12 protein-coding genes are annotated in these 12,844 nt (G+C 59.8%); 3 read left to right on the forward strand and 9 right to left on the reverse strand.

What is annotated here, in order from left to right; genetic code table 11:
- Positions 1–37: 37 nt before the first annotated feature.
- A complete protein-coding gene (locus A0257_01225; protein ID AMR25848.1) occupies positions 38–418 on the forward strand; it encodes a hypothetical protein in 381 nt (126 codons plus the stop codon).
- 84 nt (positions 419–502) lie between these two features.
- Positions 503–703, forward strand: coding sequence for a hypothetical protein (locus A0257_01230; protein AMR25849.1), 201 nt, complete (start codon positions 503–505; stop codon positions 701–703).
- 74 nt (positions 704–777) lie between these two features.
- Here the strand turns inward: A0257_01230 and gltA are convergent, their stop codons facing one another.
- The 5 genes from gltA to A0257_01255 all read right to left on the reverse strand — a co-directional run bounded on the left by gltA (position 778) and on the right by A0257_01255 (position 7,008).
- Positions 778–2,073 (reverse strand): citrate (Si)-synthase, encoded by a 1,296-nt coding sequence (gltA, locus tag A0257_01235; protein ID AMR25850.1) that lies wholly within the window; start codon positions 2,071–2,073, stop codon positions 778–780.
- A gap of 196 nt (positions 2,074–2,269) precedes the next feature.
- Positions 2,270–3,751, reverse strand: a complete 1,482-nt coding sequence (locus A0257_01240) for a tRNA modification GTPase (protein AMR29574.1) — start codon at positions 3,749–3,751, stop codon at positions 2,270–2,272.
- Between the two features lie 170 nt (positions 3,752–3,921).
- Positions 3,922–4,584 (reverse strand): iron-dependent repressor, encoded by a 663-nt coding sequence (locus A0257_01245; protein AMR25851.1) that lies wholly within the window; start codon positions 4,582–4,584, stop codon positions 3,922–3,924.
- A gap of 137 nt (positions 4,585–4,721) precedes the next feature.
- A complete protein-coding gene (locus A0257_01250; protein AMR25852.1) occupies positions 4,722–5,741 on the reverse strand; it encodes a 3-oxoacyl-ACP synthase in 1,020 nt (339 codons plus the stop codon).
- A gap of 112 nt (positions 5,742–5,853) precedes the next feature.
- Positions 5,854–7,008 (reverse strand): hypothetical protein, encoded by a 1,155-nt coding sequence (locus A0257_01255; protein ID AMR25853.1) that lies wholly within the window; start codon positions 7,006–7,008, stop codon positions 5,854–5,856.
- Positions 7,009–7,209: 201 nt separating this feature from the next.
- Between A0257_01255 and A0257_01260 the strand changes: the two genes are divergently transcribed.
- Positions 7,210–8,070: a 2,3,4,5-tetrahydropyridine-2,6-dicarboxylate N-succinyltransferase gene (locus A0257_01260; GenBank protein AMR25854.1), complete on the forward strand. Its 861-nt coding sequence runs from the start codon at positions 7,210–7,212 to the stop codon at positions 8,068–8,070.
- A 180-nt stretch (positions 8,071–8,250) separates the two neighbouring features.
- On the opposite strand, the gene A0257_01265 is transcribed toward A0257_01260, so the two are convergent.
- From A0257_01265 to A0257_01280, 4 genes are all read right to left on the reverse strand, one after another.
- Positions 8,251–8,787: a peptide-methionine (S)-S-oxide reductase gene (locus A0257_01265; GenBank protein AMR25855.1), complete on the reverse strand. Its 537-nt coding sequence runs from the start codon at positions 8,785–8,787 to the stop codon at positions 8,251–8,253.
- Between the two features lie 115 nt (positions 8,788–8,902).
- On the reverse strand, positions 8,903–9,790 hold the full coding sequence (locus A0257_01270; protein AMR25856.1) for a 3-hydroxybutyryl-CoA dehydrogenase: 888 nt from the start codon (positions 9,788–9,790) through the stop codon (positions 8,903–8,905).
- A gap of 454 nt (positions 9,791–10,244) precedes the next feature.
- The gene (locus tag A0257_01275; protein ID AMR25857.1) at positions 10,245–10,790 is read right to left on the reverse strand and encodes a hypothetical protein; all 546 of its coding nucleotides are present in this window, start codon (positions 10,788–10,790) and stop codon (positions 10,245–10,247) included.
- 381 nt (positions 10,791–11,171) lie between these two features.
- Positions 11,172–12,794 carry an ABC-F family ATPase gene (locus tag A0257_01280; GenBank protein ID AMR25858.1) on the reverse strand — a complete coding sequence of 541 codons (1,623 nt, stop codon included), beginning with the start codon at positions 12,792–12,794 and terminating at the stop codon, positions 11,172–11,174.
- Between the last annotated feature and the right edge of the window lie 50 nt (positions 12,795–12,844).

Below are 12,844 nucleotides of genomic sequence, written 5' to 3' on the forward strand. Positions count from 1 at the left end.
GAACCCGCCTTTTTTTCACCCAAAACCTTTTTTACCCATGAAGAACCTGTTAGCCGCCGCTTGCCTCCTGACCACTCTCACGAGTGCTACCTCTGCCGCCGGCCCCGGCGACGAGCCCAAGGCCTACCCCCGCTCGGTAGCCACCCACGCCACTACGCTGACCCAGGCCCTGGCCCGGCGCATTCACTGCAACGAGGGCCAATACCTGGCCATCAAGAAGCTGCACCTGCACTACCTGGAGGAGCGCCGCCAGCTGGTGTTTGAGCAGAGCATCGCCAACGCCCCCGCCGCCGAGCGCGACGAGCAGCTGGCCGCTTCGCAGCACGGCTATGAGCAAGCCCTCAACGACCTCCTCAATCCCGAGCAGCGCCTGGCTTACCAGCAGCTGCGCGCTTCATTCACGGCGCACCGGCTCTAGCCAACCTCAACCCATATTCCGGCAATACCACTGGCCCCTCGTTGGACTAGTGGTGCTGTGGGAAATTGGGTTTAATTTTGAGCCATGAAGAAATTTGAATACCAAATGTTGGAAGTAGCCGACGGTTCTTTCAGCTCGGTTAATAGAAATCAGAAACTGATAGTCCACCTCAATAGCCTAGGCTTGCAGGGCTGGGAAGTGGTAAGTGTAACTAGGTCAGGCTCAGTTTGGGGGTGGCGCTCGCCGCGGTTGGTCGTCACCCTCAAGCGCGAAGTGGAGGGGTAGGGCAGGGGCCAAAAAAAGTCAGCCCACCAAAGGCGGGCTGACCACTAAAAAACCAGAAACTGGCAACCAGAAACTTACTTACGCTCGGTCATGGGCACGTAGTTGCGCTCAGTTTCGCCCACGTAAATCTGGCGGGGGCGGCCGATGGGCTCCTTGTTTTCGCGCATCTCTTTCCACTGGGCAATCCAGCCGGGGAGGCGGCCCAAGGCAAACATCACGGTGAACATCTCCGTGGGGATGCCCAGTGCCTTGTAGATGATGCCCGAGTAAAAGTCCACGTTCGGGTACAGCTTACGGTCGATGAAGTACTGGTCAGTGAGGGCCGCCTGCTCCAGCTCCGTCGCGATTTTCAGCAGCGGACTGTTCTGCATGCCAAGGGCTTGCAGCACTTCGTCGGCGGCTACTTTGATGATTTTGGCGCGCGGGTCGAAGTTCTTATACACCCGGTGGCCGAAGCCCATCAGGCGGAAGCCGCTGTTCTTATCCTTGGCCTGGGCAATGAACTTGCTGGTGTCGCCGCCGTCTTTTTCAATGGCTTCCAGCATCTCGATTACCTCCTGGTTGGCGCCGCCGTGCAGGGGACCCCACAGCGCGTTGATGCCCGCCGATACCGAGCCGTAGAGGCTGGCATTGGCCGAGCCCACGAGGCGCACGGTGCTGGTCGAGCAGTTCTGCTCATGGTCGGCGTGCAGGATGAGCAGCTTGTTTAAAGCACTCACAATCACGGGGTTGATTTCATACTTCTCGGTGGGGAAGCTGAACATCATGTACAGGAAGTTGGCGCAGTAGTCGAGGTCGTTGCGCGGGTAGTTGAGCGGGTGGCCCACCGAGTTCTTGTACGTCCAGGCCGCGATGGTGCTCATCTTGGCCATCAGGCGCACGATGGTCAGGTCGATGGCCTCGGGCGTCTGGTTGGGGCTGATGCTCTCGGGGTAGAAGCCGGTGAGCGCGCAGGTGAGGCTGCTCAAAATGGCCATCGGGTGCGTGCTGCTCGGAAAGCCGTCAAAAATCTTGCGGATATCCTCGTGCACCAGCGTGTGCTTGGTGATGTGGCCGCTAAAATCCTTCAGCTCCGCCTCGGTGGGCAAGTGGCCATAAATCAGCAGGTAGGCTACTTCCAGGAAGCTCGAATTTTCGGCCAATTGCTCAATGGGGTAGCCCCGGTAGCGCAAAATGCCTTCCTCGCCATCAAGAAACGTGATGGCCGATTTGCAGGCTCCCGTGTTTTTGTAGCCCGAATCGAGGGTCACGTAGCCCGTGGCGTCGCGCAGCTTGCCGATATCAAAGGCTTTCTCTTGCTCAGTGCCCTCAAAGATGGGCAGGCTAATGGACTGGCCGCCCGGTAGGTTAAGTTCAGCAGTTTCTGCCATTGGTTGGGTAGGAAGAGGATGTAAAGTAGCCGCTTATTTCGGGCGCGAAGCTACGGCTCAGGCGGTGCGCCGGGAAACTTTTGTTTGGCCGGTGCCTCCTGTAGTACAATGCAAACCCCGCTCAGGTTTCCGTAAGTCGCACAGTTTGGGGCTGGAAAGACACTGGGAACGTTTGCAACGATTTTTATTCGCCCCCTTACTTTCCGATGCAGAACTGGGTAAAGATGCTCGTGAGCAGGTCGTCGGAGGAAATTTCGCCCGTTATCTCACCCAGCGCCGCCAGCGCGTGGCGCAGGTCGGCGGCCAGCAGCTCGGTGCCCCGGCCTTCGGCCAGGCCCTGGCGCACGGCGGCCAGGTGCTGCGCCGCCACCTCCAGGGCGCGGGCGTGCCGCACGTTCGTCACGATGGTAGCCGTGCCGGTAGTGGCCAGCCCCGCCCCGCGCACCTGCGCCAGCAGCGCCGCTTGCAGCTCATCGAGCCCCTCGCGCCGACCCGCCGAGATGAATATTGTTTGGTGCTTGGTGCTTGGTTCTTGATTATCAGGTTTCTGGTTTTGAATTAATGAAGCTTGGTTTTGAGAAGTAGAAGCCAGCGAACTTTTAATTTTTAATTCATAATTTTTAATTCCTACTTGCGAAGCCAGGTCGCGCTTGTTGCCCACGGCCAGCACGGGCAGGCGGGGTAGGGCGGCGGTCAGCTCCGCGATGTCAGCTTGCACCTCGGCGGGCGACAGCTCGGTGAGGTCGAAGAGATAGAGTAGCAGCGCGGCCTGGCCGATGCGCTCGCGGGTGCGGCGCACGCCAATGGCCTCCACTTCGTCGGCGGGGTTGTCGCGCAGGCCGGCCGTGTCCACGAAGCGGAACCGCAGGCCGTCGATACTCACCTCATCCTCAATAAAATCGCGGGTAGTGCCCGGCGTGGCCGACACGATGGCCCGCTCCTCGCGTAGCAGCGCGTTGAGCAGGGTCGATTTGCCGGCGTTGGGCCGGCCGGCAATCACGGTCGTGATGCCGTTTTTAATCACGTTGCCCAGCTCAAACGAGCGTAGCAGCCCGGTTACTACCCCCTCCACTTCGGCCAGGAGCCGCGCCAGCCCGGTGCGGTCGGCAAACTCTACGTCTTCTTCGCCAAAATCCAGCTCCAGCTCTAGCAGTGCGGCAAACTTGATGAGCTGCACCCGCAGGTCGCGCAGCTCATCCGAGAAGCCACCACGCAACTGGTTGAGCGCCACCTGATGCGAAAGCGCCGAGTCGGCGGCGATAAGGTCGGCCACTGCCTCGGCCTGGGCCAGGTCGAGCGCGCCGTTGAGGAAGGCGCGCTTGGTAAACTCGCCGGCTTCGGCCAGGCGCGCGCCCTGGCGCAGCAGCGCGGCCAATATCTGGCGCACGATAAAGTCGGAGCCGTGGCCCGAAATCTCCACCACGTCTTCGCGGGTGTAGGAGCGCGGGCCGCGGTAGAGCGCCACCACTACCTCATCGAGCACTTGGCCGGTGGCGGGGTCGCGCAGCGCGCCGTAGTGCAAGGTGTGGCCGGGCTGGGCCGCCAGATTTTTCTTCGAAAACAGTGCCTGTACTATACTCACCGCGTCCAGGCCCGATAAGCGCACCACGGCCAGCGCCCCCGCGCCGGGCGGAGTCGAGAGCGCCACAATCGTATCAGACCACTGATTAGCACGGATTTTAGCGGATTTCACGGATTTTGTGGACGATTTTAGCAGCTTAATTTTCAGAAACGAACGCAGCAGTTTTTTCTCGGGCTAACTATTTTCAAACTCTAGGAAAGTAAACGCAAAAGCGCCGTCCACAAAATCCGTGAAATCCGCTAAAATCCGTCTAATCCGTGATTTAGTCAGTGGTCAGTGGTTGTGAAGAGATTGCGCCCGACTTCGGCCGAAATAACGACGGTGCGCTCATCGTTTATGCGCACTTCGAGGGAATTATCGAAGGCTATTTTTTCGAGGATGCGCACCCGCGCGCCCAGCGGCAGGCCCATCTTATCGAGGTATTGGAGGAAGGGCGCGGAGGTGTTTTTCACGGCAGCCAGCGTGCCGCACTCGCCTGCCCCCAGCTCGGCCAGCAAGCGATGGGCGGGCCGGCGCACGGCCCCGTTTTCGGCCGGAATGGGGTCGCCGTGCGGGTCGAGGGTAGGGAAGTTCAGGAACGCGTCGAGCCGCCGCATCAGCAGCGGCGACTGCACGTGCTCCAGCTCCTCGGCCACCTCGTGCACCTCATCCCAATTGAAGCCCAGCTGCTGCACCAGAAATACTTCCCAGAGCCGGTGCTTGCGCACGGTGAGCAGCGCCAGCCGCCGGCCTTCGGGTGTGAGGCGCACGCCCCGATACTTCTCATAGTCAAGCAGCTGCTTGTCGGCCAGGCGGCGCAGCATGTCCGTGACGGAGGCGGCGCGCGTGGCCAGCGCCGCCGCAATGCGGTTGGTACTCACCTCCTGCCCCGGCTCTTCTTCGGCCAGCTTGTAGATGGCTTTTAAGTAATTTTCCTCGGCAATAGTCATTTAACAATTAATATTTATCATTTAACAGCTGGCTCAGACAAGTTAGGTAACTGAGGTTGACGCGGTGGGCGGCACCTACTGCGTAACAGCAGTTAGGTAAGGTGTTAAATGTTAATTGATAGATGTTAAATGAAAAGTTACCATTTAATGAGCGCCGAGGCCCAGGTGAAGCCTGAGCCGAAGGCGGCCAGGCACACGAGGTCGCCGCGCTTGACGCGGCCTTGGGCCACGGCTTCGCTCAGGGCAATCGGAATGCTGGCGGCGGTGGTGTTGCCGTAGCGCTGAATGTTGCTGAAAACCTTGTCGTCGGCCAGGCCCATTTTCTGCTGCACATACTGAGTAATGCGCAGGTTGGCCTGGTGCGGAATGAGCAGGTTGATGTCGGCGGGCTGGTAATTATTCTGGTCCAATGCCTCTTTAATTACCTGCGGGAAGCGCACCACGGCGTGCTTGAACACGTTCTGGCCGTTCATGTACGGGTACATGTCCTGCTCGTTGGCAATGACGTAGTTCACGCGGTCTTCGCGGTTCGAGCCCGGCTCCTTCACAATCAATTCTTCGGCAAACTCGCCCTGCGCGTGCAGGTGCGTGCTTAGGATGCCGTTGCCTTCGGTGCGCGCCGGGCGCAGCACCACCGCGCCCGCGCCATCGCCAAAGATGACCGAAACGGCCCTACCCCTCGGGGTTTTGTCGAGGCCCGAGGAATGGATTTCGGAGCCTACTACCAACACCGTATCATACATGCCGGTGCGCACGAACTGGTCGGCCACCGACAGCCCATAGATAAAGCCCGAGCACTGGTTGCGCACGTCGAGGGCCGGCACGTTGCCGGTCATGCCCAGCTCGCGTTGCATGAGCACGCCCGAGCCCGGAAAGAAGTAATCGGGTGAAAGCGTGGCAAATACGATGAGCTGCACGTCGTCCACGGTCAAGCCGGCATTGGCCAGCGCGCGACGGGCGGCCTCGGCACCCATGCCGGCGGTGGTGTCCTTGCCTTCCTCAAACCAGCGCCGCTCCTGGATGCCAGTGCGCTCCTGAATCCAAGCGTCGGTGGTGGACATCAGCTCTTCCAACTCGGCATTTTTTACAACGCGGTCGGGAACGTAGTGGCCGACACCGGCAATTTCGGCGTGGCGCAAAGTGGTCGGGGAAGCCATGAGGCAGGTTGGGTAAGGGGTGGGGGGTAGGGCGATGGCACACGAAATCAGCCGCGTACCGACCTGCAAGTAAGAAAAAATTACCCGGACTCACTCGTTCGCCCCGGTCCCGCTAGGCCAACGGGGCCGCAAAGGTCGGACCCAGCCCCAGGCTTTCCAGCAAATCCCCTAATTTTTTGCCTTCGCCCGCCCACAGCACCGGGCCGGCCGGCACGCCCGCTGGGTAAAACCGCGCCGTGGGCAGCGCCGCCGCCACGGCCGCCGCTGCCCGCGCCGGCTCAGCAAAATCCACGACCAAGCCCGCGCTATGCTCTCGCACCACGTTGGCCCAGAGCGGGTTATCGGGTACCAGCACGGGCAGGCCGTGGGCGAGGTATTCGAATAGCTTGGTGGGCTGGCAGCGGGCCGTGCTGGGGTGCGGCCGGTAGGGCAGTAGGCCCAGGTGACTGCGCCGCATTTCGGCCACGATGCGGGCGTGCGGCACCAGCGCCGCGCCGCCCTCCAGCGTGAGCCAGGCACTTTCGGTCATCACTAGCGCTTGCAGCTCCCGCACTAAATCGGGCTGCTGGCAAAAGCCGATGATGGTCAGCGTGGCTCCGCCGGGCCACGCCGCCCGCAGCGCCCGCGTCAGGGCGATGGCCTCCCACACGCCATTTAGCGCCGAAATGGTGCCCGAAAACAGCAGCCGCAGCGGCTCGTTGGCGGCGGGCATGGGCCGCGCCAGGGGGGGTAGGGCCTCGCCAAGGGCGGGCTGATATTTGTTTTCGAGCAGCAGCACCCGGCCGGGGGGTAGGGCTTGCAAAAACGGCAACTCGTCGGCATAGCTGGCTTCGGCCAGTAGCACGGCCGCCGCCCGCCGGGCCGCCACGCCCTCCACCCAGCGCAGACCCGCCGCCAGCGCGCGCTTCGTCAGCCCACGGTACACCTGCTGCGTGCCCACGTTGAGGGCGTAGTTTTCGCGGATATCATACACGAATTCCCTACCCCTCCCCAGCGCCCGCCACAGCACCGTAAGCGGCAGCAGCTCAGGCGCGTGCACGATGACCAAATCGGGCCGTAGGCGGCGCAGCAAACGCCAGTAATGGGCCTGCGCCAGCAGCCGCCCCAGGCTCAGGCGCGCGCCGCTGAAAATGGGGTGCAGCGTGATGCCCGCGCCCGGCCGCGCCGCCGCGCTGGCCTGGCCCGCCACGGCCACTCGCGCGCCCAGGCCAGCCAGGGTGCGGGCAAACTTGCCCAGCATCCGGGTGTCATCCACGGGCTTAAGCACGGAGGCGAGCAGAATGGACGCGGGCGAAGAAACGGGAGCTGGCATGGATAGCAGCGCCGGGGCAAGTGCGCCACAGCGAGGGGGGTAGGGCCGGCGGCAAAGCGCCAACCAAAGTCCCTGGTAGGGTGATTGGGAGCAAAGATGCGCTTTTCAACCCCTAAAGATGCTAGTTTTGCGCCCAATTCTACTTTACGTATTCTCATGGACACCACCGCCCACCACAGCCCCGTGCTCGACCGCTTTGCCGCCCAGGAGGCCATCGAGCACGCTTGGCACGACCGTACGCTGCTCGACCAGCCCGAAACCAAAGCCGCCATCGAGCACACCATTGAAGACCTCGACAAAGGCCACCTGCGCGTGGCCGAGCCGCCCACCGAAGAAGGCGGCGAGTGGAAAATCAACGAGTGGGTCAAGAAGGCCGTTATCCTTTATTTCCCGCTGCGCCAGATGAGCACCCAGGAGGTCGGCCCCTTCGAATATCACGATAAAATGGCCCTCAAAACTGATTACGCCGGCCAGAAAGTGCGCGTGGTGCCGCCCGCCGTGGCCCGCTACGGGGCCTACCTGGCCCCCGGCGTCATCCTGATGCCCAGCTACATCAACATCGGTGCTCACGTGGGCGAGGGCACGATGGTGGACACCTGGGCCACCGTGGGCTCGTGCGCCCAGGTGGGCAAACACGTGCACCTGAGCGGGGGGGTAGGCCTCGGCGGCGTGCTGGAACCCGTGCAGGCCGCCCCGGTTATTATTGAAGATGGCGCGTTCATCGGTTCGCGCTGCATCCTGGTCGAAGGCTGCCGCATCGGCAAGGAAGCCGTGATTGGCGCGGGCGTTACCATCACCGGCAGCACCAAGATTATCGACGTCACCAGTCCCGAACCGAAAGAGTATAAAGGCTACGTGCCGCCGCGCTCGGTCGTCATTCCAGGTACCATTCCCAAACAATTTCCGGCGGGGGAATATCAGGTGCCGTGCGCGCTCATTATCGGCCAGCGCAAGCCCAGCACGGATTTAAAAACGAGCCTCAACGACGCGCTGCGCGAACATAACGTATCTATCTGAACCACGGATTCGACGGATTTTTCGGATTAATCGGATTTTGTAGTCGATTATTTTCCTTATCCTTAAATTAAAAAGGGCTGTCCATTTGGACAGCCCTTTTTAATTCTGATTAGACCTAATTCTTACGTACAAATCGACTACAAAATCCGATTAATCCGAAAAATCCGTCGAATCCGTGGTTCAGATAGCCCGCTTCAGTTTCTCACCAAACAGTGCCTTCACCTTATCCACTTTGGGCTTGGCCACAAACTGGCAATAAGGCTCGTGGCCGTGCATGTTGAAGTAATTCTGATGGTAATCTTCGGCTACATAAAACTCCGGCGCGGCCGTGATTTCGGTTACCACGGGGTTGGGGAAAGCGTGGCCGTCGTTGAGTTTCTTTTTGTATTCCTCGGCGAGCTTTTTTTGCTCGTCGCCGTGGTAATAAATAACCGAGCGGTACTGCGTGCCGGTATCATTACCCTGGCGGTTGAGGGTCGTCGGGTCGTGGGTTTTCCAGAAGATTTCCAGCAACTCTTTATAGCTGATTACGGCCGGGTCGAACGCAACATCAATTACCTCAGCGTGGCCGGTCATGCCGCTGCATACTTCCTTGTAGGTGGGGTTTTTGATGCGGCCCCCGGCGTAGCCCGACACCACTTTTTCTACCCCCTTCAAATTCTGAAAAACGGCCTCGACGCACCAAAAGCAGCCGGCCCCAAAGGTTGCATGTTCCATAAAATCGCAGATTTACGCGGATTAAATTGATTGCGCTGATTCTGACGTCAGCGTGTCTGGTTAACGGGATTTTGGGTAGTACCGTTCAGTATAGTCTGGATGGTGCGAGTTTACCCTATTTGCGAAAACGAGCGGCCACTACCAGGTCTTTTGAGCCGGGCGTGTACTGGTAAAAGCCCTCGCCCGATTTCACGCCCAGGCGGCCGGCCATCACCATGTTTACCAGCAGCGGGCAGGGCGCGTACTTGGGGTTGCCAAGGCCCTCGTGCAGCACCCGCAGGATGGCCAGGCACACGTCGAGCCCAATAAAATCGGCGAGCTGCAACGGGCCCATCGGGTGGGCCATGCCGAGCTTCATCACCGTATCAATTTCCTCCACGCCCGCTACCCCCTCAAACAGGCTGATAATGGCCTCGTTAATCATGGGCATGAGAATGCGGTTGGCCACGAAGCCGGGGTAGTCATTGACCTCGGTGGGCGTTTTGCCGAGCTGGCGCGACAGCTCCATCACGCGCCGCGTCACCTCATCGGAAGTGGCGTAGCCGCGAATAACCTCCACCAGCTTCATCACCGGCACGGGATTCATAAAGTGCATCCCAATTACCTGGGTAGGGCGCTTGGTGACGGCCGCGATTTTGGTAATCGAAATCGACGACGTGTTGCTGGCCAATATGGCCCCGGCCGGCGCGCACTGGTCGAGGTCGCGGAAAATCTGGAGCTTGAGGTCCACGTTTTCGGTGGCAGCTTCTACTACCAACTCGGCGTTGGCTACGCCCTCGGCCAGGCTCGTGAAGGTGCGCAGGCGACCCAGAGTGGCCACTTTGTCGTCCTCGCTAAAAGTGGCTTTGGTCACCTGGCGGCCGAGGTTTTTAGTGATGATAGTCAGCGCTTTATCAAGCGCCGGCTGGTTGATATCAATGAGGGCCACGGAGAATCCGTGCTGGGCAAAAACGTGGGCAATACCATTGCCCATCGTGCCCGAGCCAATAACGGCAACGTGCATGGGTGGGAGAAAAAGAGGGGGGTAGGAAAAACGGCCGGCCGTGGGTAGCTGCCGCTCCGCAAAGCTACTGCGACCAACCAGGAGTGGCGAACAGGTGAGTTTTTTTAGTAGATATTCATCCTTTTCCCGCCCACCCCGTACAAAGCCCTACCAAGCCGCAAAGGTTTGTTTCCATCCTTCTCACCACTCCTCTTTCTCTTTTCACTCATGGGCAATTTGTTGTATATCATCGCCGTCGTTCTCATCCTCATCTGGGCCCTCGGCTTCTTCGGCATCCTGGGTGCTGGTCTAGCCGGCAACAACCTGCTGCACATCCTGTTGGTGATTGCCATTATTGCCATTCTACTGCGCGTTATCAGCGGCCGCAACCCGGTTTAGTAGAGTTTAGCCGCCTGCAATAAGAAAACCCCCGCCGTGCTTACGGTGGGGGTTTTCTTATGCCTGGTCCTGGCAGCTAGCGGCCGATATTAAACAGGAAATTGAAGCGAATTACCGGGTTGGGATAAATGCTGTTGTAGTTGTCCTGAAAATTGTAGAGCAGCACAATATCAGCGGCCGCGCGGTTGCTGATTTGCGAGCGGTAACCGATGCCCGCCAGCGGCGTCTGCACCGAACGATTGATGGTGCTGAAATTACCGTAATTGTCCTGCGCCAGCAGCTGCGCCTTCGTCACCTCGTATTCGGCGTGTATGAAGAAATTAGCAACCACCATGAGTTGGGCAAAGCCTTTTACGCCAAAGCTGCTGGTGCTGAAATTGGTGCTGCCGTTCGTGTTATAGCCGTTGCTGATGCCGTAGTTGCTGTACGCGTAGCTGATGCCCGGTCCAATGGAAAGCCGGTCGTTCACGCGGTAGCCGATAGCCGGCGAAATGCTGAAATTGAACTGGCTGTAGCCCGAATAAGAGCTGTAGCCTAGGCCCAGGCCCGAGTACACGAACAACTTGGTGTATTGCTCGGCGTGCTGCTGCGCGGCCTTGCGCGTCTGCTCGCGGCCCGGCAACTCCAGTCCCGATGGGCTGCCCTGGCTGGGGGCGGGTAGGGGCTCGGCCTGGCTGGATTGGGCCGGCTGGGGGGGGTAGGGCGAGCCGGGGCCGGCGTGTACACCGGGATGGTCGGTGCCACGCCGGCCGAGTCGGCCGCCGGGCGCGGGGTATTCACCGGAGCCGGCCGCGCGGCGGGCAACGAGCCGGGAGGCGCGGTGTTAAGCGCGGGCTTGTTCTGGGCCAGGCTGCGGCCGGGGGCCAGCAGAGCCACGGCCCCTAATAAAAATGGAAAAAGCAGACGTTTCATGAAGGGAAATTAGCGGCGCGGCACGAAGAGAAAATGAAGAAGCCCGGCTTACTAGACCAAACCCCGAAAAGAGTCGGCTTAATTCCTGATTTTAAGCCAACTGATACATTTTCTGACGCTGGGCTTTCAGCGTCTCATCGGCCAGGTATTCTTCGTAGTTCATGCGGCGGTCGATGATGCCTTCGGGCGTGAGCTCGATAATGCGGTTGGCCACCGTCTCGATAAACTGCAAGTCGTGCGAGGCGAAGATGAGTGAGCCGGTGAAGTCTTTTAGGCCGTTGTTCAGGGCCTGAATGCTTTCCAGGTCCAGATGGTTCGTGGGGTCGTCCATCACCAGCACGTTGCCGCTTTCGAGCATCATCTTGCTCAGCATGCAGCGCACTTTTTCGCCGCCGCTCAGCACGTTGGGCTTCTTCTGGCTCTCCTCGCCCGAAAACAGCATGCGGCCCAACCAGCCGCGCACGAAGCTCTCGTCCTTGTCGGTCGAGTATTGGCGCAGCCAGTCCACCAGGTTCATGTTGTCGGCCTGGAAGAAGCCGCTGTTTTCCTTTGGGAAGTAGCTGGGCGTGATGGTGGTGCCCCAATCGGCCTCGCCTTTGTCGGCCGTCGCTTCCTTAAATAAAATATCGAACAGCATGGAAGCCGCCCGGTCGTCGCGGCCCACAATGGCGATTTTATCCCCCTTGTCGAGCGTAAACGACACGTTCTTAATCACCGACTGGCCATCCACGGCTTTGCTCACGCCTTCCACGGTCAGCAGCTGGTTGCCGGCTTCGCGCTCGGGCTTGAAGGCAATGTAGGGGTAGCGGCGCGACGAGGGCTTGATTTCCTCCAGCGTCAGCTTTTGCAGCAGCTTCTGGCGACTCGTGGCTTGCTTGGATTTCGAGGCGTTGGCCGAGAAGCGGCGCACGAATTCTTCCAATTCCTTGCGCTTGTCCTCGGTTTTCTTGTTCACGTCCTGCCGCTGGCGCAAGGCCAGCTGGCTGCTCTCATACCAGAAGCCGTAGTTGCCGGGGTACATCGTGATTTTCGAGAAATCCAGGTCGGCCATGTAGTTGCACACGGCATCGAGAAAGTGGCGGTCGTGGCTCACCACAATCACCGTGTTCTGAAAGCCATCCAGGAAGTTTTCGAGCCAGAGCACACTCTCGGCGTCGAGGTTGTTGGTGGGCTCGTCGAGCAGCAGCACGTCAGGGTTGCCAAACAGCGCCTGCGCCAGCAGCACGCGCACTTTTTCCGAAGCGCCGAGGTCCGACATCACGCTATAGTGCTTGTCTTCGGTAATGCCCAGACCGCTGAGCAGCTCAGCAGCCTCATAGTCGGCGTTCCAGCCTTCGAGGTCGGCAAATTCGCCTTCCAGAATGGCGGCGCGCTCGCCGTCGGCGTCCGAAAAATCAGCCTTGGCATAGAGCGCGTCCTTTTCGCTCATCACCGCCCACAGCCGCTGGTGGCCCTGAATAACAGTCTGGAGCACCTGCTGGTCGTCGTAGGCAAACTGATTCTGCTTGAGCACGGCCAAGCGCTGGCCGGCGGGCAGCGCTACCGAGCCGGTGTTGGGCTCCAGCTCGCCGGACAAAATCTTGAGAAAAGTTGATTTGCCGGCGCCGTTGGCCCCAATCAGGCCGTAACAGTTGCCGGGCAAAAACTTCACCGTTACGTCTTCAAACAGCACCCGCTTGCCATAGCGCAAGCTCACGTTGGTCGTGGAAATCATTTAAAACCGGAATAAAAAACCAAAAAATCCTTGCAAAAATACGCCGCCGC

Origin of the sequence: Hymenobacter psoromatis (genome assembly GCA_001596155.1) — a bacterium.
Lineage (GTDB): Bacteria > Bacteroidota > Bacteroidia > Cytophagales > Hymenobacteraceae > Hymenobacter.

Bases quoted from the DNA above. Each gene is read 5' to 3' on its own strand.
- gltA (AMR25850.1), bottom strand. From the start codon at position 2,073: ATGGCAGAAACTGCTGAACTTAACCTACCGGGCGGCCAGTCCATTAGC.
- A0257_01265 (AMR25855.1), bottom strand. From the start codon at position 8,787: ATGGAACATGCAACCTTTGGGGCCGGCTGCTTTTGGTGCGTCGAGGCC.
- A0257_01280 (AMR25858.1), bottom strand. From the start codon at position 12,794: ATGATTTCCACGACCAACGTGAGCTTGCGCTATGGCAAGCGGGTGCTG.
- A0257_01270 (AMR25856.1), bottom strand. From the start codon at position 9,790: ATGCACGTTGCCGTTATTGGCTCGGGCACGATGGGCAATGGTATTGCC.
- A0257_01225 (AMR25848.1), top strand. From the start codon at position 38: ATGAAGAACCTGTTAGCCGCCGCTTGCCTCCTGACCACTCTCACGAGT.
- A0257_01230 (AMR25849.1), top strand. From the start codon at position 503: ATGAAGAAATTTGAATACCAAATGTTGGAAGTAGCCGACGGTTCTTTC.
- A0257_01250 (AMR25852.1), bottom strand. From the start codon at position 5,741: ATGGCTTCCCCGACCACTTTGCGCCACGCCGAAATTGCCGGTGTCGGC.
- A0257_01260 (AMR25854.1), top strand. From the start codon at position 7,210: ATGGACACCACCGCCCACCACAGCCCCGTGCTCGACCGCTTTGCCGCC.
- A0257_01245 (AMR25851.1), bottom strand. From the start codon at position 4,584: ATGACTATTGCCGAGGAAAATTACTTAAAAGCCATCTACAAGCTGGCC.